The 19,467-nt window shown below is 67.7% G+C and carries 22 protein-coding genes and 1 riboswitch; of the genes, 7 read left to right on the top strand and 15 right to left on the bottom strand.

What is annotated here, in order from left to right; genetic code table 11:
* Positions 1–15: 15 nt before the first annotated feature.
* Genes BLS85_RS08770 through BLS85_RS08760 form a run of 3 tightly spaced genes read left to right on the top strand, consistent with a single transcriptional unit; the run spans position 16 to position 1,399 of the window.
* On the top strand, positions 16–711 hold the full coding sequence (locus tag BLS85_RS08770; protein WP_092785310.1) for a pyrimidine 5'-nucleotidase: 696 nt from the start codon (positions 16–18) through the stop codon (positions 709–711).
* A gap of 33 nt (positions 712–744) precedes the next feature.
* Positions 745–1,026 (top strand): type II toxin-antitoxin system RelE/ParE family toxin, encoded by a 282-nt coding sequence (locus tag BLS85_RS08765; protein ID WP_092785308.1) that lies wholly within the window; start codon positions 745–747, stop codon positions 1,024–1,026.
* 19 nt (positions 1,027–1,045) lie between these two features.
* Entirely contained in the window at positions 1,046–1,399 is a 354-nt protein-coding gene (locus BLS85_RS08760) for a HigA family addiction module antitoxin (protein WP_092785306.1), read from the top strand.
* Positions 1,400–1,425: 26 nt separating this feature from the next.
* On the opposite strand, the gene BLS85_RS08755 is transcribed toward BLS85_RS08760, so the two are convergent.
* From BLS85_RS08755 to BLS85_RS08725, 7 genes are all read right to left on the bottom strand, one after another.
* Positions 1,426–3,135 carry a L,D-transpeptidase family protein gene (locus BLS85_RS08755; RefSeq protein WP_143027139.1) on the bottom strand — a complete coding sequence of 570 codons (1,710 nt, stop codon included), beginning with the start codon at positions 3,133–3,135 and terminating at the stop codon, positions 1,426–1,428.
* Between the two features lie 100 nt (positions 3,136–3,235).
* Complete coding sequence (mepA, locus tag BLS85_RS08750; protein ID WP_092785302.1) at positions 3,236–4,132, bottom strand: penicillin-insensitive murein endopeptidase; 897 nt, start codon at positions 4,130–4,132, stop codon at positions 3,236–3,238.
* A 33-nt stretch (positions 4,133–4,165) separates the two neighbouring features.
* Positions 4,166–4,756 (bottom strand): hypothetical protein, encoded by a 591-nt coding sequence (locus BLS85_RS08745; protein ID WP_092785300.1) that lies wholly within the window; start codon positions 4,754–4,756, stop codon positions 4,166–4,168.
* Positions 4,757–4,885: 129 nt separating this feature from the next.
* On the bottom strand, positions 4,886–5,935 hold the full coding sequence (locus BLS85_RS08740) for an ABC transporter ATP-binding protein (RefSeq protein WP_245699152.1): 1,050 nt from the start codon (positions 5,933–5,935) through the stop codon (positions 4,886–4,888).
* Positions 5,932–6,930, bottom strand: a complete 999-nt coding sequence (locus BLS85_RS08735; protein ID WP_092785298.1) for an ABC transporter ATP-binding protein — start codon at positions 6,928–6,930, stop codon at positions 5,932–5,934. Before BLS85_RS08735 ends, BLS85_RS08740 begins: the two co-directional genes overlap by 4 nt.
* Before the next feature lie 169 nt (positions 6,931–7,099).
* Positions 7,100–8,050 carry an ABC transporter permease gene (locus BLS85_RS08730; protein ID WP_092785296.1) on the bottom strand — a complete coding sequence of 317 codons (951 nt, stop codon included), beginning with the start codon at positions 8,048–8,050 and terminating at the stop codon, positions 7,100–7,102.
* A complete protein-coding gene (locus BLS85_RS08725) occupies positions 8,047–9,033 on the bottom strand; it encodes an ABC transporter permease (protein WP_092785294.1) in 987 nt (328 codons plus the stop codon). The genes BLS85_RS08730 and BLS85_RS08725 overlap by 4 nt, the downstream gene beginning before the upstream one ends.
* Before the next feature lie 161 nt (positions 9,034–9,194).
* Between BLS85_RS08725 and BLS85_RS08720 the strand changes: the two genes are divergently transcribed.
* Complete coding sequence (locus BLS85_RS08720; RefSeq protein WP_092785292.1) at positions 9,195–9,452, top strand: AbrB/MazE/SpoVT family DNA-binding domain-containing protein; 258 nt, start codon at positions 9,195–9,197, stop codon at positions 9,450–9,452.
* Between the two features lie 65 nt (positions 9,453–9,517).
* A riboswitch (SAM riboswitch) is annotated at positions 9,518–9,594 on the top strand.
* A 69-nt stretch (positions 9,595–9,663) separates the two neighbouring features.
* Positions 9,664–10,869, top strand: coding sequence for an O-succinylhomoserine sulfhydrylase (gene metZ, locus BLS85_RS08715; RefSeq protein WP_092785290.1), 1,206 nt, complete (start codon positions 9,664–9,666; stop codon positions 10,867–10,869).
* 104 nt (positions 10,870–10,973) lie between these two features.
* Here the strand turns inward: metZ and BLS85_RS08710 are convergent, their stop codons facing one another.
* The 4 genes from BLS85_RS08710 to BLS85_RS08695 form a co-directional block, all read right to left on the bottom strand.
* Positions 10,974–11,423 (bottom strand): GFA family protein, encoded by a 450-nt coding sequence (locus tag BLS85_RS08710; RefSeq protein WP_092785288.1) that lies wholly within the window; start codon positions 11,421–11,423, stop codon positions 10,974–10,976.
* Between the two features lie 119 nt (positions 11,424–11,542).
* Positions 11,543–11,836, bottom strand: a complete 294-nt coding sequence (locus BLS85_RS08705; RefSeq protein WP_245699151.1) for an FmdB family zinc ribbon protein — start codon at positions 11,834–11,836, stop codon at positions 11,543–11,545.
* A gap of 66 nt (positions 11,837–11,902) precedes the next feature.
* Positions 11,903–13,498 carry a DHA2 family efflux MFS transporter permease subunit gene (locus tag BLS85_RS08700; RefSeq protein ID WP_245699150.1) on the bottom strand — a complete coding sequence of 532 codons (1,596 nt, stop codon included), beginning with the start codon at positions 13,496–13,498 and terminating at the stop codon, positions 11,903–11,905.
* Positions 13,495–14,511: an HlyD family secretion protein gene (locus BLS85_RS08695; protein WP_218128349.1), complete on the bottom strand. Its 1,017-nt coding sequence runs from the start codon at positions 14,509–14,511 to the stop codon at positions 13,495–13,497. The genes BLS85_RS08700 and BLS85_RS08695 overlap by 4 nt, the downstream gene beginning before the upstream one ends.
* A 210-nt stretch (positions 14,512–14,721) precedes the next feature.
* Here BLS85_RS08695 and BLS85_RS08690 point away from each other — a divergent pair, with 210 nt between their 5' ends.
* Positions 14,722–15,354, top strand: a complete 633-nt coding sequence (locus tag BLS85_RS08690) for a TetR/AcrR family transcriptional regulator (RefSeq protein WP_092785284.1) — start codon at positions 14,722–14,724, stop codon at positions 15,352–15,354.
* 203 nt (positions 15,355–15,557) lie between these two features.
* Positions 15,558–15,761 carry a helix-turn-helix domain-containing protein gene (locus BLS85_RS08685; RefSeq protein WP_143027138.1) on the top strand — a complete coding sequence of 68 codons (204 nt, stop codon included), beginning with the start codon at positions 15,558–15,560 and terminating at the stop codon, positions 15,759–15,761.
* Positions 15,762–15,764: 3 nt separating this feature from the next.
* On the opposite strand, the gene BLS85_RS08680 is transcribed toward BLS85_RS08685, so the two are convergent.
* The 4 genes from BLS85_RS08680 to sdhC all read right to left on the bottom strand — a co-directional run bounded on the left by BLS85_RS08680 (position 15,765) and on the right by sdhC (position 19,312).
* Positions 15,765–16,559, bottom strand: a complete 795-nt coding sequence (locus tag BLS85_RS08680; RefSeq protein WP_092785280.1) for a succinate dehydrogenase iron-sulfur subunit — start codon at positions 16,557–16,559, stop codon at positions 15,765–15,767.
* 126 nt (positions 16,560–16,685) lie between these two features.
* On the bottom strand, positions 16,686–18,473 hold the full coding sequence (gene sdhA / locus BLS85_RS08675) for a succinate dehydrogenase flavoprotein subunit (RefSeq protein WP_092785278.1): 1,788 nt from the start codon (positions 18,471–18,473) through the stop codon (positions 16,686–16,688).
* Positions 18,474–18,481: 8 nt separating this feature from the next.
* On the bottom strand, positions 18,482–18,883 hold the full coding sequence (sdhD, locus tag BLS85_RS08670; RefSeq protein ID WP_092785276.1) for a succinate dehydrogenase, hydrophobic membrane anchor protein: 402 nt from the start codon (positions 18,881–18,883) through the stop codon (positions 18,482–18,484).
* Between the two features lie 27 nt (positions 18,884–18,910).
* A complete protein-coding gene (gene sdhC, locus BLS85_RS08665; RefSeq protein ID WP_092785273.1) occupies positions 18,911–19,312 on the bottom strand; it encodes a succinate dehydrogenase, cytochrome b556 subunit in 402 nt (133 codons plus the stop codon).
* Between the last annotated feature and the right edge of the window lie 155 nt (positions 19,313–19,467).

Here is a 19,467-nt window from a genome sequence, read left to right as displayed (position 1 = left end):
CCAGGGCCGTTCCGCATGACCCCCACACCCGTTCCGACCTGCGGCCTGCGCCACGTCGAACACTGGGTCTTCGACCTGGACAACACGCTCTATCCGGCCAGCGCCCAGGTGTTCGCCCAAATGGACGCACGCATGAAGCGCTTCATCGCCGATTTCCTGGACCTGCCGGAGGACGAGGCGTTCGTTGTTCAGAAGCAGTACTATCACCGGTACGGCACGTCGATGCGCGGCCTGATGGTCGAGCACGGCATGGATCCGCACCTCTTCATGGACTACGTGCACGACATCGACCACACCGTGATCCCGTCGGCGCCACGTCTGGCCGCCGCGCTGGCCGGGCTGGAGGGCCGCAAGGTGGTGTTCACCAACGGATCGCTCAAACACGCGGAGCAGGTGTTGGAGCGCGTCGGCATCGCCGATCACGTTGAGGCCGTGTTCGACATCGAGGCCGGACTGTTCGTGCCCAAGCCGCACCCCGAGACCTATGACGCCATGTTGAGGCGGTTCGGGCTAGACGCCCGCGCCGCCGCCATGGTCGAGGACAGCCTGAAGAACCTGCTCCCGGCCCATGCCCTGGGCATGACCACGGTGCTGGTGCGCGACCCGACGCACTGGAGCTTCGACCCCGACGCCGACTGGCACCACTGCCAGCACATCACCGATGACCTCACCGCTTGGCTGGAGGCGGTGGTGGCGGGGCGGCGCGTTTGACTCGACGTACCGTTTGGCGGTACGCTCGCAGATGTGATCCGGACTTTTGCAGATAAACGCTCGGCGGCGTTGTTCGCCGGCCGATCCGTGAGAACTCTGCCTGCCGATGTGCAGACGCGGGCACGGCTGAAATTGATGCTCGTCGATGCGGCCGCAGCCCTTGATGACCTTTGCAGGCCGCCCGGCAACCGACTGGAGGTTCTGAAGGGTGATCGCAAGGGCCAGCACAGCATTCGCGTTAACAATCAATGGCGTATCTGCTTCGTGTGGCGGAATGGCGAAGCCTGGGATGTCGAACTCGTGGACTACCACTGACTAAGGAGGAGGACCGCAGATGACCATTCGCCGTGAAGACCTGGATCGCGGCCGGGTTGACCTCTCTGACGTGGCATCGAACGACCGTTTGCCGCCCGTGCATCCCGGCGACGTGCTGCGATCCGAGTTCCTGGAGCCGTTGGGCCTGAGCGCCTATGAACTGGCGAAGGCGCTGAGGATCCCCCGGTCCCGGGCCAACGACATTGTCCGGGGGCGGCGCGGCATCTCGACGGACACCGCCCTTCGGCTGGCCCGGTATTTTGGCACCACGGCCGTGTTCTGGATCAACCTGCAGACGCGCCATGACCTTGAAGTCGCCGACCGCACCGTCCGCCCCCAAATCGAACAGGACGTCCGCCCCCGCGTCGCTTGACCCCGCGTCGCTTGACGAAGCCGGCCTCACATCGACCGCGCCATCATCGCCATGTCCCGGGCGTCATGGCCGTACACGTCGCGGCGGAACTGCACGGTCCCGGCCTCGTCCACCCAGGCGGTGAAATACACCAGAGCCACCGGCACCGACTGCCCGGGATGCACAGACCGCGTCTGGCCGCTCGCCATCCGTCCCTTGAACGTCTCCGGGTTCCATGCTTCGGGCTCGTTCATCACGAACGTGGCGAGATCAATAGGATCGCGCACCCGCACACACCCGGAACTGAACGTCCGCTCCGACCGCGCGAACAACCCCCGGCTGGGCGTGCTGTGCAGATAGACATCGTGGTCATTGGGAAACATGAACTTGATGGCCCCGAGCGCGTTGCTCGCGCCCGGCCTCTGACGTAGCCGCAAGCCCCGGATATCCAGATCCTCCGAATGCCAGTCGATGGTCGCCGGATCCAGTTCCTCCGACTCCCGGGTCCAGCCGTCGAACACCTGGAAACTGTTGCGGGTCAGGTACTCTGGATCGTCGCGCAGCTTGGGCAGCAGGTCCTCGCTGGCGATGCTGGTGGGCACGGTCCAGGTCGGGTTCAGAACCAGGGTGTTGATGGCGCTGCGCAGACGCGGCGTCGGCCGGTCCTCCATGCCGACGATGACGTCGGTGCGGAAGATGGTTACGCCGTCCTCCCGCCCCTCCAGGACGGCCCCGGCAATATTGACCTCGACCGACCGGCCGCCCGGCGGCGGCGGCATCTGACTCAGCCGACGCAGATTGAGCGCCATCTGACGCACGCGGTCCTCGGCCGACACGGCCAGGGCGGCCCGCGTGCGCGGCCCCAGGATTCCGTCCACCGTCAATCCGTGGCGCGCCTGGAATCGTTCAATGGCCGCCGCCAGATCGGGATCGATGCGCTCGGGATCGGCCGGCACCGGCCCCCCGGACAGGTCCCCCGTGGCCCGCAGCCGCGCCCGCACCACCAGAATGTCGCCATGCCGATCACCCGGCTCCAGCTTCGGGCCATCGGCCTCGATCAGCGGCCACCCGCCCGCGTCGGCGAGCGCGTGATAGCGCAACAGACCACGGCGCAGGCGGGCGTGCCGGTCATCCTCGCTGACCAGTCTGAACAGGCGGCCGGGCCGGGTGGCCGAAGGATCATCGGCGGCGATGGCCTCCAGCGCGCCCAGCACGCCCTCGGCGATGGGAGGCGCCCAGACCGGCCGCAGCGGCAAGGCGGAATGAACGTAGTCGGCCAGGGCCGCCGTCAAGCTTGCGTCGCGGCGCGCCCGCGTGACCGCGTCCAGCGGCCCCTCCCCTGACTCCGCCGCGACGGGCACCGCCACGCTGCCCAGACCATCGGCCCAGGCCGTCTCCAGCACCGCCTGCACCTGCCGGCCCCGCTCATCAAGTCCTATAGGCGTGGTCCAGGCCGGCCGGAACTGGCGCCGCTCATAGAAGGCGCGCGCGAACGCCGTCTGCGGCGCGAGAACGGCCGGCTCCGCCTCAATCACCTGACGCAGGGCCGCCGCCGCCTCGGCATCCGCCCGGCTCACGGTGGTGGCCGCGTCGCTGCTGCCCGTTGCCGGCAATGGCCCGCCCGGCGCGATGGTCTGGCATGCAGAGACAACCAGAACCACGCCCAGCAGCCCCGCGCACACCATCAAGGCCCGTATCGCCGCCCGGATCCCGTTCACCGCCGCGGCCCGTTGCCGCCCGTTTCGTGTTGCCGTCATGCCGCGCTCGCCCCCAGACCAGACACCCCGACACCCCTCGGCCGGACCTACCCCGCGCCCAGGATCCCATAGGGGATAGATATAGCGTCGGGCCCTGAAACTATCGAGCGGACAGAACGGCTTCGCACGCGGTCGGCAGCGACTGCGGCGGACGTGCAACAGGGGTGGCTTCGGTGTCACGCGGCGCCTGGGCCTGTGCCGCGAGACGCGCGGCGATTTGCTCGAACCACCAGGCGAACCCCTCGGACTCGCATCCCGATCCCGGTGGCGGCGGGTCCTGCGGAACACAGGTCGGGCTGTCTGACGGGCAGTGCAGACGGATGTGAACGTGGCCGTCATGGCCATACCAGGGCCGCACCTTGCGCAGCCAGCGCGCGTTGCCGTCCTCACCCGGCGGAAAGTCCGCGCACAGCGTCGCCTTGATAGCCGGATTGACGAACAGGCGGGCGACCCGCGAATCGCGGGCGGCGACCTGGATCAGGGCCGCGTGCGCCGCCGTCCACAACGACGGGTCGGCGGTCTCGGCCCCGGGGCGGACCATCGACACCTCGGTGGGATCGCGCCGTTCCGCCTCGGGGAACGGCCGACCGGAGGGCCACAGACGCAACCAGATGTCCACGTCCAGCCCGGCCTCGTGGCTGGCGTGCCCGTAGCTCATGGGGCCGCCGCGCGGCTGCGACAGGTCGCCCACCATCAGCGTGCCCCAGCCTTGCGACGCCGCCCGCACCCCCAGGTCGCGCACCACGGCGATCAACTCCGGATGGCCGAAATAGCGCAGCCGCTGGGGCCGAAGCACCGCATACCCGGGACCGTCGAGCGGCAGCGCCACCGCCCCGGCGATACAGCCCTCGGTGTAGCCGCCGATGACCCGGACCGGCCCCGGCGCCGGGGTGGTCTGGCGGGACCAGGGGCTCTCCGCCCCCTCCGCTGACGACACCGCCATGGCCACGACGACCAACGAGACACCCAGAACCCGTCGGATTGAAAAAACCGCCATCGCTCGCCCTCCGCCTCGGTTTCGTGAAGGCAGTCAGGCCCCTTCCATGTAGCGACGCAGCTTCGTCCGAGCATCCAGGCCACCGGTTGTCAGGTTGACCGTGAAGCCCGGCGTAATGGCCTTGCCGTCCTCAGTAACCTGGACCGCAACCAGAAAACTGCAGTTCCTCACGATATTCCACTGCAAGCCACCGCCCCCCATCGGGTATTGATCACACGGCGCCATGGTGTCGACATGCTGGAGTGTTGGAAGGACCTTGGCGATCCTTTGGGGGCCGGTGATACCGATATTTCGCAGCACGTGCATTTGCAGGGCGGCGTAGCCTCCCGCGCCGCGCTCGGCCAAGATCGACTCATGAACGCTTCGGCGCGCCTGATCCTCGGCCTCCGTGGCGGCGGGAAGGCCCGCCCGCCCGCCGGAGCGCAACGTTGTCCCGAAGAACTGGAAGTCGGCCGGGCTCAGGGCTTGCTTCAACAGCAAGACCCAGTATCCCTTGGCCAAGCGCCCGGTGTGATACCCGAGACTGCGCTCCGTCATGCGCTCGGCGCCCGGCTTGATCCATTGCAGGGTGGTGACATTACCCCGAAAGCCGCGGATCTGGCCGACGGCGAGTGGCGTGCTCATCAACACAATCTCCCTGTCGAACGAGATGGTTTCGGCCGGTGCCGGGCATTCTGGCCGCCCCATTTGGCCCAAGCGCCCGACGTTCGCGAATCGTGTAGCACGACCGCGATTCACGGGCGAGACCGGGATCTACCGCCCCCACTCCGGCAGCCGTCCCTCCTCCACCGCATGGCAGGCGACGGCGCCGTCCGCGTCACGGCGCAGCGCCGGGCGGTCCCGCGCGCACCGCTCCGCCGCCAGCGGACACCGCGTATGAAACGCGCACCCGGTCGGCGGGTCGAGCGGACTCGGCACCTCGCCAGCCATGGGCTTGCGATCCCGGTCGGGCGCCTTCAGGTCGGGCACGGTCTCGATCAAGAGCCGCGTGTAGGGGTGGCGCGGCCGGGCAAACAGCGACTCGGCCGGTGCCACTTCGCACAACCGCCCCAGATACATGACCCCGATGGTGTCGGCGATGAAGCGCACCACGGCCAGATCGTGCGTGATGACCAGATAGGTCAGCCCCAGCTCCCGCTGCAAATCCCGCAGCAGGTTGAGGATCTGCGCCTGCACCGAAACATCCAGGGCACTCGTGGGCTCGTCGCAGACCAGGAAGTGCGGGCTGGAGGCCAGCGCCCGGGCGATGGAAATGCGCTGGCGCTGGCCGCCGGAGAACTCGTGCGGATAGCGACCGGCGTCGGTCGCGCGCAGCCCGACATGCTCCAGCAGGTCGGCCACCCTCCCGGCGATGGCTCCCGTGTCGTCCATCAGACCGTGGGCGCGGATCGGCTCGGCGATGATGCGCCCGACCCGCCAGCGCGGATTGAGGCTGGCGAACGGGTCCTGGAAGATCATCTGCATGCGGCGGCGGAACGGGGCCAGCGCGCGACGGTCGGTCAAGCGGCCCAGGTCGGTGCCCTCAAAGACCAGATCCCCCGCCGTGGGTTGGTACAGCGTGACCAGCATGCGCGCCACGGTGGACTTGCCGCACCCCGACTCGCCCACCAGGGCCGTGGTGCGACCGCGCGGAATGTCCAGGTCCACGCCGTCCACCGCCTTCAGGACGCGCCGTTGCTTGCCCTCCAGAACACGCGACAGCAGGGGCGGCGACACATCGAAGTGTTTGGTCAGGCCGCGTAGGCGAACCAGCACCGGCTGGCCGTCGTGATCCAGCATGGGCGCGCCGGGACCGTCTCTCATGACGCGGCCCTTTCCGTGACGCGCGCGCCCTCCGGCGCCCACAGCCAGCAGGCGGCGGCCGACGGCGGATGCTCGAACAGCGGCGGACGCTCGGCCTCGCAGCGATCAAAGGCGTGCGGACAGCGCGGGTGGAAGGCGCACCCCGCCGGCATCGCGGTCAGGGAGGGCATGGAGCCCTCGATCTGCGCCAGCCGGGGTGGGCGTTCATGGGTGGTCGGGATGCAGGCCATCAGGCCCTCGGTATAGGGATGCAGCGGCCGGTTGACCACATCATCCACCGGACCGACCTCGGCCAGCCGGCCGCCGTACAGCACGGCGACGCGGTCGGCGGTCTCGGCGATCACGCCCATGTCGTGGGTGATGAGCATGACCGCCGTGCCATGCTCGCGGCACAGGCGCTTCAGCAGGGCGGTAATCTGCGCCTGGATGGAGACATCGAGCGCCGTCGTCGGCTCGTCGGCGATAATCAGGCGCGGATTGGCGCACAGGGCCAGGGCGATCACCACCCGTTGGCGCATGCCGCCGGAGAACTGGTGCGGGTAGGCGTCCAGCCGGTCGGCCGGGCTGGGAATGCCCACTTCTCCCAGAAGCTGGACCGCACGGTCTCGGGCCTCGGCCTCGCTCATGTCCAGGTGGGTGCGGATGGTCTCGGTGAGCTGGCGGCCGATGGTGTACAGCGGGTTGAGGCTGGTCAGAGGGTCCTGGAACACGGCGCCGATCTTGCGGCCGCGCACCTTGCGCAATTGTTCCTGCGACAGCCGGTCGATGCGCTCGCCCTCCAGATGGATGTCGCCGGCGGCGATGCGCCCGGGCGGTTCCAGAAGGCCGATGACGGCGGCCCCGGTCTGCGACTTGCCGGCGCCGGATTCGCCGACCACGCCCAGGATCTCGCCCGGGTGGATGTCGAACGACACCCCGTCCACGGCGGTCAGCACACCCCGCCGGGTGGGGAACTCGACCCGCAGGTCGCGCACGGAGAGAAGGGGATCGGTCATGCCTGCATTCCCCTCACCGCAACTCGGGTTTGGGAGGAAAGGCGTCGGGCGGATTCGCCGCGAAGCGGCAATCCGCCGCGATCCGGCCTTGGCGGGTTGCGCCTGCGGCGCGAACCCGCCCTACGGTCATTGCCCTGCGGGCCTCGCAACGACGCACCATGATTCAGCCTCACCGCAATTTCGGGTTCAGGGCGTCGCGCAGCCAGTCGCCCAACAGGTTGACCGACAGCACCAGCAGCACCAGTGCCACCCCGGGAAAGATCGTGATCCACCATTCCCCCGAAAACAGGAAGTCGTTACCGATCCGGATCAAGGTGCCCAGTGACGGCTCGGTCGGCGGCAGGCCCACGCCCAGGAAGGACAGCGTCGCCTCGGTGATGACCGCGATGGCCAGATGGATGGTGGCGATCACCAGCACCGGCCCCGTCACGTTGGGCAGCACATGGCGCACGGCGATGACCACCGGATGGACCCCCATGATGTGCGCCGCCATGACGTACTCGCGGTTCTTCTCCACCATGGTCGAGCCGCGCACCGTGCGGGCGTACTGCACCCAGCCGGACACACCGATGGCGAAGACAATGACCCAAATGGCCATGTCGTGATGGACCTCGCGGGGCAGAACCCCGCGCGCCACGCCGTCCACCAGCAGGGCGATGAGGATGGCGGGGAACGAGATCTGCACGTCCGCGACGCGCATCAACAGGGCATCGACCCAGCCGCCGGCATACCCCGCCAGCAGCCCCAGCCCGACGCCCAGGATCATGGAGAACACCACCGACGCGGCACCGACGAACAGCGAAATGCGCATGCCGTAGAGGATCGCCGACAGCATGTCCCGGCCCTGGTCGTCGGTGCCGAGCAGGAACTCGGGCGAGCCACCCTCCATCCAGGCCGGCGGGGTGAAGGCGGCCATCAGGTCCACCGTGGCCGGGGCGAACGGGTCGGTGGGCGCGATGAGGGGCGCCGCGACGGACGCCAGGATCAGCCCCAACGCCACCACGGCGGCGACGATGGTCACCGGCGAGCGCAGGAAGGAATAGGTCAGGTCGCTATCCCAGGCCCGCCACAGGGCGTCGCCGACACGGGTGGACAGGGTCTCGGTACGGCCGGTCGTCATAGCCCCTGCCCTCCGCCGCCGCTCATGCGCAGGCGCGGATCCACGGCGAAATACAGCAGATCCACGATCAGGTTGATGAGCACGAACAGGAAGGCCACCAGCACCAGATAGGCGGCCATCACCGGAATATCGACGAACTCAATGGCCTGGATGAACAGCAGGCCCATGCCCGGCCACTGGAACACGGTCTCGGTGATGATGGCGAAGGCGATGACGCTGCCCAGTTGCAGGCCGGTGATGGTGATCACCGGCACCAGCGTGTTCTTCAGCGCGTGGCCGAAGTTCACCGCCCGCGCCGACAGCCCGCGCGCGCGGGCGAACTTGATGTAGTCGGTGCGCAGCACCTCCAGCATTTCCGCGCGCACCAGACGCATGATCAGCGTCATCTGGAACAGGCCCAGAGTGATCGCCGGCATGATCAGGGCCGTCAGGCCGTCGCGGGTCAGGAACCCGGTGCTCCACCAGCCGATGTCCACCGTGGTGCCGCGCCCGAAGCTGGGCAGCCAGCCCAACCACACCGAGAACACCAGAATCAGCAGGATGCCGATCAGAAACGTGGGCAGAGACACGCCGATAAGGGAGACCGTCAGGAACACCTTGGACAGCCATGATCGTCGGTTCAGGGCCGTATAGATGCCCATCGGCACCCCCACCAGCAGCGCGAACACCCCGGCGGCGAAAGACAGTTCCAGGGTGGCCGGGGCGCGCTCGACCAGGAGATCCTCCACCGGGCGGCCGTGACGGTAGCTGATACCGAAATCGACCTGGGCGGCGTTGACCACGAACCGGAAGAACTGCACCGGGAACGGGTCGTTCAGGCCCAGGTCCTCGCGCAGCCGCTCGCGGTCTTCGAGGCTGGTGTCCTGCCCGACCAGATTGTTGACCGGGTCGCCCACATAGGTGAACAGGGCAAAGCCGACCAGGGCCACGGCCAGCATGACCAGGACCGATTGAATGAGACGGCGCACGATGAAGGTGAGCATGGGCGCTCCGGCAGCGGCGGTCGGACGAGTCGTTGGACTGTCATAACACGGGAGCGGGGGGTGGTGTCATCCAGGGAGATGGGGGTTTGCGCCGAGTGCGGCCAAGGCCATTGCGGAGTGCCGCGCAAGCGCTACACTGCCGTAAAATTTAGGAGGCGTCCATGCACACGGTCAGGCTGCGTCAGGTCGGAGGATCGGTCATGCTGACCATCCCACCCGCGTTCCTGGATGCACTCCGCCTGTCGGCCGGCGCCGAGGTCGGGCTCGCCGTCGATGCTGGCCGTCTCGTCATCGAACTCCATGCTCGTCCACGCTACTTGCTCGACGAACTGCTGGCACAATGCGATCCGGCGGCGGAGGTGAGCGACGAAGACCGCGCATGGCAGGACGCCGAACCGACCGGCACCGAGATCCTGTGATGGCACGGCTGGCGACCATTCTGGACTAACCATCCCCCTTGACCGTTCCGCCCCCGGCGGCTAAACGAACCATATGTGGTGATTTGGCGACCAGCTTGCGGCCACGGTAAACAAACGGCTAAGCGGTTGGTGCCCCTCGAAAAGGCCCCGGCCCCGTGCCGGGGCCTTTCGTGTTTCGGGACCCGCCGCCAGAAGAAGAAGGCCCCTGTCCATGACCGACCCCGACTCCCGCGATCCCGCCTTCTGGCACCCCCGCACCGCCATGGTGCGCGGCGGGCTGGCGCGCAGCCCCAACATGGAGACGGCGGAGGCGCTGTACCTGTCCTCCGGCTTCGTCTATCCGGACGCCGACGCGGCGCGGCGGGCCTTCGACGGCACCGACACGCGCTACGTCTATTCGCGCTTCCGCAACCCGACCAACGCCACGTTCGAGCAACGGCTGGCGATGCTGGAGGGCGCCCGATTCTGCCGCGCCACCGCCAGCGGCATGGCGGCGGTCACGGCGGCGCTGCTGTGTCAGGTCAAGGCGGGAGACCGGGTGGTGGCGGCGCGGGAGCTGTTCGTCTCCTGCCATTGGGTGCTGACCGAACTGCTGCCGCGCTTCGGCGTTTCGGTGGACCTTGTCCCCGGTGCCGATGTGGACGCCTGGGCCGCCGCGCTGACCTCCCCAGCCGCCTGCGTGTTCCTGGAAAGCCCGTCCAACCCGGCGCTGGAGATCGTGGACATCGCCACCGTCTGCGATCTGGCCCACCGGACCGGCGCCCGCGTGGTGGTGGACAACGCCTTCGCCACGCCAGTTCTGCAAAAGCCGTTGGACCTGGGCGCCGACGTGGTGATTCACTCAGCGACCAAGTTCATCGACGGACAGGGGCGCTGCCTGGGCGGCGCCATTCTGAGCAACGACGAGAGCTTCGACGAAGAGTGCCTGCTGCCGTTCCTGCGCAACACCGGCCCAGCGCTCAGCCCCTTCAACGCCTGGGTCATGGCCAAGGGACTGGAGACCCTGGACCTGCGCGTGCGCGCCCACTGCGACACCGCGCTGACGCTGGCGCGCGCGCTGGACGGCCGGCCCGGCGTGCGGGCCGTGCGCTATCCCGGCCTGGAGGGTCACCCCGGGCACGCCCTGGCCATGCGGCAGATGAACGGCGCCGGCGGCGCCATCGTCGCCCTTGACCTGGAGGGCGGGCAGCCGGCGGCATTCCGGTTCCTGGACCGACTGCGGCTGATCGACATCTCCAACAATCTCGGCGATGCCAAGTCGCTGGCCTGCCATCCCGCAACCACCACCCACCAGCGCCTCGACGCGGCCGAGCAGACGGCCCAGGGCATCACGCCCGGTCTGGTGCGGCTGTCAGTGGGATTGGAGGACGCACGCGACCTGCTGGCCGACGTCGAGGCGGCGTTGGACGGACCCTAGAGCGCATTGCGTGCGTTCTGAATCCCGCAACGCGCTCTATTGAATGGATCTTGAAGCAAATCGTCGTCGCGATCCGGTCCGGATCGCTCGGGATTTGCTGTAGCCTACCCGGCGTCGTCTGGGTCCGATCCGGCACCGTACATGGCAAAGACCTCGGCGCCGGTCATGGTCTTGGTGTCGTTGGCGAAGGTATAGCCGGGCGGCTTTTCGTCGATGAAGATCTGGCCGCTCATGGTGAACCCGTCCTGATCGTCGAACGTGCCCAGGCTCAGGATCGTCTCGCCGGTCGGGATCAGGAAGTAGAACAGGTTCGTGCCGCACCGCGAGCAGAAGCAGCGCTCGGCCCATTCGGAGGAGCGGTAACGGCTGATGTGCTCCTCGCCGGTCCAGGTAACGGGGCCGTGGACGTGAACGACGAGAAACGGCCCACTGCTCCAGCGTCGGCACATGGAGCAGTGACAGGCGGAGAAGCGCGCGACCTCCTCGGCCAGCGAGAAACGGACGGACCCGCACAGGCACCCGCCTGTCCAGGCGGACACGGTCTCAGCGCTCATCGAAGCCGGCTCCATGATAGACACAGGATCGGTAGCGTAAATCAGGTCCGCTGTCCCGTCCATCGCGCCGCTGGCCGGGCCCACGGCCCGGCGAGCACCGCACCGCGCGGCGCGAGAGCCTACAGCTTACCCTTCAGTTCGGACTTGGCGTAGTGGCTGAAGTGCCCTTCCCTGGCGGCGCTGGACCGTGCGCGCCGCGTCGCCGCCTTCACCCGGCCGCCGATCGCCGGGGCGGACAGCAGGCGCTCCACCTCGCTCGCCCCGCAGGCGGGACACACTGGCGCCTCGGCGTCGCCGCCGCTCACCAGGGTTTCGAATGTCTCGCCGCACAGGGCGCATTGATAGGAAAAGATCGGCATGGAGACCTCGTGCTGGCGCGGGAAGACGGCCACCGGGACCGCCGAGTGCCCCATCGTAACGCGCCCCGAACCCGGAAAGAAGAACACTGTGCGGCGCCGCCGGTCCTCGGGCGCTCGTCCCTAATGCCCGCCGCCGCCATCGCCACCCGACGGCTTGGCCTGCAACAGGATGAGCGGCGCGAAGATCACGAACGCCACCGAGAGCATGAAGAAGATGTCGTTCCAGGCCATGATGTTGGCCTGCTGGGCGACGGTCCTCGCGGTGGCGGCATAGGACGCCAGATCGGTGTTCCCGAGTTGGGGCCAAAACTGGGCCATCCGGTCCTGCACCCCCTGGATGAAGGCCTCGGTCTCCGGCCGGCCAGCCGGCATCGACTCCGCGAGGCGCCAGTAGTGCAGGTCGTACCGGGCGTCCCACTGCGTGTTGATCGTGGACAGGGCGACAGCCCCGCCCATGTTCCGGAACACGTTGAACAGGCCGCTGCCGATGCTGACCAGTTCATGGTCCATGGTGCCGAGTGCCGTGGACGTGATCGGGACAATGCACATCATCAGGCCGACGCCACGCACGATCTGCGGCGCCAGCAACTGGTCGAATCCGACCTCAACGGTCATCTGGGCGTTGAGCCACAGACCGGTTGCGACCAGGAAAAAGCCAAGGAACAGCGGCATGCGCGGATCGAGCGCGTGCGAGATGCGCCCGGCGATGGGTGCGGTGCAGAACATGGCCGCCCCGGTCACGAACATCACGTGCCCGATTTGCATCGAGTTGTAGCCGCGCACCTGCGAAAGGATCTGCGGGAGGATGAAGGTCTGCCCGTACAGGCACATGCCGACGATGAAAACCAGCACGCAGCCGAGCGCGAAGTTGCGATTGGCGAAGACGCGCAGGTCGATCACCGGATGCTCGGCGACCCGTTCCCGCCAGATCAGCAGCACCCCGGAAACGGCCGAGACGATGGCGAACGTCAGGATGGTGTCGTTGGCGAACCAGTCCTCCCGGGGCCCCTCGTCCAGCACGTATTCAAGCGAGCCCAGAAAGCCGGCGACCAGGGCGATGCCGATCAGGTCGATATGGCCCAGCAGCTTCAGATTGGGCCGGTCCATGTCGGCCAGGGTCGGCACGGCGATGGTCACGAACAGGCCGGGCACGACGTTCGCCAGGAACAGCCAGTGCCAGGAGAAGTTTTCCGTGATCCAGCCGCCGATGGTCGGGCCGGCGGCCGGCGCCACCGTAGCGGTCAGGCCGACGATGACGGTGCCGAGCATCCGCCGCCGCAGCGGCAACAGCTTGTAGATGGCGGCGAACACGGTGGGGATCATGCCGCCGCCGATGAACCCCTGGGCGGCCCGGAACACGATCAGCGACGTGATATCCCAGGAAAAGGCGCAGGCGACGCTGGTCACGGTGAACCCGGCGGCGGATGCGGCGAACAGCCAGCGTGAGGAGAAGACCTGCGCCAACCAGCCGGACAGCGGGATCATCACCACCTCGGCCACCAGATAGGCGGTCTGCACCCAGGTGACTTCCTCCAGCGAGGCGGACACGCCGGCCTGGATCTCGGGCAGGGAGCTGGCGACGATCTGGATGTCCAGGATCGCCATGAACATGCCCAGCACCATGACGAAAAAGCCGACGAGACCGCCGCGCGGCCTGAAATCCGTGCCCGGCCCGCCCGGCGGTGTCGGCTCCCCGGCGTTGGCAGCGTCCGTCACGGGCGCTGCTCCTTCGTGTCCACCGACACGATGACCGATGTGCCGGGCCTCAGCCGGGCCGCGTCCGCCTGATCGCCGACGAACCGGATCTTCACCGGGATGCGCTGCACGATCTTGGTGAAGTTCCCGGTGGCGTTCTGCGGCGGCAGGATGGCGAACTCCTGCCCCGCCGCCGGCGCGAGACTCTCGATCGTGCCGTGCAGGACGGCCCCGCCCAGCATGTCGGCCTCGATCTCGCAAGCCATGCCGGTTTCGAAGAACGTGACCTGCGTTTCCTTGAAGTTGGCGACGATGTAGGCGTCGTCGGGCACGACGCTGACCGCATGCACGCCCGGCCGGACGTATTCCCCGACGTCGATCTGGCGGTTGCCGACGCGGCCGGCGGCCGGGCTGCGCACCACGGTGCGGGCCAGGTTGACCTCGGCCGCGCGCAGTTGCGCCGCCGCCCGGTCGCGGTCGCTTTCCAGGCGGGTGCGCCGCGCATCGATGACGTCGAGTTGCTTGCGCGCCCGGGCGAGCACCGCCACGCCGCTGTTGACCGCGGCCTCGGCGTTGCTCAGCGACTCGCGGGACTGCTGGACCGCCCGGACCGTTCCGGCCCCTTCGCGGGCGAGCCGCGAGTCCCGGTCGTATTCTTGCCGGGCGAAGTCCAGCGTGGCCTTCGCCGCCTCAAGATCGGCTTCGGCCACCGCGACCGTGCGGTCCTGCAAGGCCCGCTCCTCGGCCGTCTCGGCCAGCAGGGCCTCGGCGCTCGCCACCGCCGCCCGGGCGGCGTCGACAGCGGCCTGATAGTCGGACGCGTCGATCACGAACAGCAGATCGCCCGCCGCCACCGGCTGGTGATCCTCCACCGCAACGCGGACGACCTCGCCCGACACCTGCGGCGAGATCGTCACGATGTCCGCCTTGACGTAGGCGTCGTCGGTTTCCTCGACAAACCGGTAGACCGTCCACCAGCGCCACCCCAACCACAACGCTCCCGCCAGAACGGCGATGCCGAAGACGGACAGCACAATCCTCCGGATTGGCGGCTTGCGGCGTCCCGGCCCGTCTTCGGAATCCGTCTCCCGTTGTCCATCCTCCGGGGCGTCGTCCGCGGAGCGGGCCGCTCGGGGATCGTCGGTGTTCATCCTCAGCCCCCTGAATTAAACTGAACCGTTTAGTTTGATTTGTATGGTGGGGATGGTAAGGTACCCTGTCAAGACGACGGAGGTCATACAGGGATGAAAGCCCCGACCGGCGCCGGAAAACGCAAGGCGGAACAGGTGATGGCCAGCGCGCGGGCGCTGTTCCTGGAACGCGGGTTCAGCGGCACGTCGGTCGACGACATCGCCGGCCGGGCGGGAGTCTCGAAGCCGACGGTCTACAGCCATTTCGGCGACAAGCGCGGGCTGTTCATCGCCTTCATCCGCGAGGAGGTGGAGGCGCTCGCCGGAACCATCGTCACCGTTGGAAACGCGGACGACGCGCCGCGCGCCGGCCTCGAACGGTTCGGCCGCGCCTACCTCGACATTGTCCTGAGTCCGAACGCGCAGGCGCTGTTCCGCGTGGTGCTCGCCGAGTCCGCCAAGTTCCCGGAGATTGGGGCGGCCTTCCACGCCACGACCATCGGCCGCAGCGCCCGGCTGCTGTCCGAGCGGTTCCCCGAGTGGGTCGCCCAGGGCGCCCTGGACATCGATGACTTCGACCTCGCGAGCATACGCTTTCTGGCGCTGTGCCGCGCCGACCTGCACTACAAGGTCCTCTTCGGCGTGGTGCCGGACATCCCCGACGCCCAGCGCGCGGCGCATGTCACCAAGGGCGTCGATGCGTTCCTGAGGATTTACGGGGGGCCGGCCGGCGGGCGATCGGAATAGGAGATCTGTCCCGGGCTCGCCCGGCGGCGGTGCCGAAATCCGTCCCCCGCGCCGAGCCTTGTTAAAGCGAAGGGCCGAATGCTTTAATAAGCGCTGACGTTATGAAAGGGTGCTTTCATAAGGGGACGTCTTGGAGCGGAACGAACGGCTCGGCCGATACGAAAAGACGACGGTCGGCGAACTCGGCGATCCGGGTGCATCAATTGCTACAGACGAAACCCCTGATCCGAATTCCCGACGCCGCAGCGCACCTGAACCTGTCGCAGCCGACCGTCTCGAAGGCTTTGGATACCCTGGGCAGCCTAGACATCGTTCATGAAGTCTCGGGGCGAAAGCGGGACCGGGTGTTCGTCTACGAACGGTATCTCGACATCCTCAATGAAGGAACCGAGCCGATCCCGCGCTGAGCCTCACACCGCCCGCTCGAACATGGCGACCTTCAGATCGGCGATGGCCTTGCCGGGGTTCAGCCCCTTCGGGCAGGTGGCGGTGCAGTTCATAATGGTGTGGCAGCGGTACATGCGGAACGGGTCGTCCAGCATGTCCAGGCGCTCGCCGGTGGCCTCGTCACGGCTGTCGAACACCCAGCGCGCCGCCTGCAACAGGATGGCGGGTCCCAGATAACGCTCGGCGTTCCACCAGTAGCTGGGACACGCGGTCGAGCAGCAGAAGCACAGCACGCATTCCCACAGGCCGTCCAGCTTGGCCCGTTCCTCCGGGCTTTGCAGGCGTTCGCCGCTGGTCGGCGCCGGGGTGTCGGTCTTCATCCACGGCTGGATCATCTCGTACTGCGCATAGACGTGCGTCAGGTCCGGCACCAGATCCTTGACCACGGGCATGTGAGGCAGCGGGTAGATGTCCACCGAGCCCTTGACCTCGCTGATTGGCTTCAGGCAGGCGAGCGTGTTGTCGGAGTCGATGTTCATGGCGCAGGAGCCGCAGATGCCCTCGCGGCAGGAGCGGCGGAAGGTCAGCGTCGGATCGATCTCGTTCTTGATCTTGATCAGCGCGTCCAGAACCATCGGCCCGCAGTCGTCCAGGTCGATGTGGAAGGTGTCCAGGGTGGGGTTGGCGCCCGACTCCGGGTCCCACCGGTAGATGCGGAAGGCCTTGACGTTGGCCGCCCCCTTGGACGCCCCCTGGGGGCCCGGCCACGTCTTGCCGGGCTTGATGCGGGAGTTGGGGGGAAGCGCGAACTCCACCATGACGTCGATCCTCGGTTAATGCGTCATCAAGACCGAATTCTTAAGGCGGGGACCGAAGGGCACCCGCCGACACTGTCGCGAGTGGCGGCTGCCCTAAGGCCAACCGACACGAGCGATCCGCGTGGCTTAGTACACACGCTTCTGCGGCGCGATGTACGCCACATCCTTGGTCAGCGTGTAGGTATGCACCGGACGGTAGCCCAGCCGCACCTTGCCCGCTTCATCCACCCAGGCCAGCGAGTGCTTCATCCAGGTGTCGTCGTTCCGCTCCGGATAATCCTCGCGGGCATGGGCGCCCCGGCTTTCCTCGCGCGCCCGCGCGCTGTGGATGGTCGCCTTGGCGTTGGCGATCAGGTTTTCCAGTTCCAACGCCTCAACCAGATCAGTGTTGAAGACCATGGAGCGGTCGGCCAGCTTGATGTCGGCCACCGTCTCGGCGATGGCATCGACGGACTGACAGCCGTGTGACAACGACTCGGCGGTCCGGAAGACGGCGGCGTCGGCCTGCATGGCCTTTTGCAGATCCAGGCGGATGTCGGCGGTTGACCGGGAGCCCTTGGCGGTACGCAGGCGCTCCAGCATGGCGATCGACGCCTCGTCGGCGTCGTCCGCCAACGGCGCATGCGGCGTGTCCGGCGTAATCAGGCGGGCGCAGCGCTTGGCGGCGGCGCGGCCGAACACCACCAGGTCGAGCAGCGAGTTGGTGCCCAGCCGGTTGGCGCCGTGGACAGAGACGGACGCGCACTCGCCCACGGCCATCAGGCCCGGCACCACGGCGTCCGGGTCGTCGGCCGTTGGGTTGATGACCTCGCCCATGTAGTTCGTCGGGATACCACCCATGTTGTAATGCACCGTGGGCAGCACCGGGATCGGATCCCGGGTTGCATCCACACCACTGAAAATCCGCGCCGTCTCGGTAATGCCGGGCAACCGGGAGTGCAGCACATCGCCGCCCAGATGCTCCAGGTGCAGGAAGATGTGGTCGTTGGCCTTGCCGACACCCCGGCCCTCGCGGATCTCCATGGTCATGGCGCGGCTGACCACGTCACGGCTGGCGAGGTCCTTGGCGTTGGGGGCGTAGCGCTCCATGAAGCGTTCACCCTCGGAGTTGGTCAGGTATCCGCCCTCGCCGCGTGCGCCCTCGGTGATCAGGCAGCCAGCGCCATAGATGCCGGTGGGATGGAACTGCACGAACTCCATGTCCTGGAGCGGCAGGCCGGCGCGCGCCACCATGGCGTTGCCGTCGCCGGTGCAGGTGTGGGCCGACGTGCACGAGAAGTACGCCCGGCCGTAGCCGCCGGTGGCCAGGATCACGGTGTGCGCGCGGAAGCGGTGCAGCGTGCCGTCGTCCAGGTTCCAGGCGATCACGCCCCGACAGGTGCCGCCCTCGTCCATAATCAGGTCGAGGGTGAAGAACTCGATGAAGAACTGTGCCTTGTACTTCAGCGACTGCTGATAGAGCGTGTGCAGAATGGCGTGACCGGTGCGGTCGGCGGCGGCGCAGGCGCGTTGCACCGGGGCCTCGCCGAAGTTGCGCATGTGACCACCGAACGGGCGCTGATAGATCAGGCCGTCCTTGGTGCGCGAGAACGGCACGCCGAAATGTTCCAGCTCGTACACGGCCGGAATGGCCTCGCGACACATGTACTCGATGGCGTCCTGGTCGCCCAGCCAGTCCGACCCCTTGACGGTGTCGTACATGTGCCAGTCCCAGCGGTCCTCCGCCATATTGCCGAGCGCCGCGCCGACGCCGCCCTGAGCGGCCACGGTATGGGAGCGGGTGGGAAACACCTTGGTCAGGCAGGCGGTCTTCAGGCCCTCGGCCACGGCGCCGAAGGTGGCGCGCAGGCCGGCGCCGCCGGCGCCCACAACGACGACGTCATAGTCGTGGTCGATGATCTCCGGGGATGCCATGGGCCTTCTCAACCTCCAAGGGCCAGGGTGAGCACGCTGATCGCGCAGAACAGGCCGCCGGCGGCGGCCGCCATTTTCGCCAGCATGATGGTGATGTGCTTGGCGGCGGGGGCGTGGACGTAGTCCTCCAGCACCACGATCATGCCCAGGGCACCGTGATGGAAGGACGTGAAGATGAACAGCATCATCAGGGTGGCGTTGATCGGCTGGGCGATCCAGGCGCGGAACGCCGCGTGATCGGAGTCGATGTTGCCGATGACGCCCGCGAAGACGAACCACAGGGCCAGGGGCACCAGGGCGACGGCGGTGATACGCTGCGCCGACCAGTGCCCGACGGCGTCCGCCTTGGCCGCGCCCAGGCCGCGGGCGCGGCCCAGGGCCGACTGCATGGACCGTGAATTGTTGCTCATGAGTCTGAGTCCTCTCGTCCCGTCGTCCTAGAGCGCCACAATGAGCCCGATCACCCAGGCCAGCACGGTCAGGCCGAGCACGCTGCCCATCATCATGTAGGCGGTGCGCCGCACGCCCTCGTTGGAGACCTGACACCCCGTGTCCCAGACCAGGTGCCGCACCCCGTTGGCGAGGTGGTAGAACAGCACCACCGTCCAACCGAACAGCATCAGAATGCCCAGCGGCGAGGAAAAGATCGCCTGCGCGGTGGCGAAGGCCTCCGGCCCGTAGGCCGCAGCCCCCAGCCAATAGATCAGGAACAGCGTGCCCAGGAACGCCAGCGCCACACCGGTCAGGCGGTGGGCGATGGACAGCAGCGGCGCGATCTTGGTGTGCAGCTTGTAGACCTGAAGGTGGGGAGACAACGGCCGGTCATGGGACGGCGACATGGTTCGGGCCTCGTGATCTGGGCGCGCCCGGGTGGTCGAATCCCGACGACGACGCGAAACACGGACGGACACGGCCCCTCGCGGCCGCGCCGGCTGTTCCGGGCGGCCCGCCTTGCCGTGACGGCGGCGGTCGTCTCGAAAAGGGGGCACGGGCG

Source organism: Rhodospira trueperi, from assembly GCF_900101965.1.
Taxonomy (GTDB): Bacteria; Pseudomonadota; Alphaproteobacteria; order Rhodospirillales; family Rhodospirillaceae; genus Rhodospira; species Rhodospira trueperi.
Note: the sequence above shows the minus strand (reverse complement) of the source record. Positions and strands in the feature narration are given on the sequence as shown.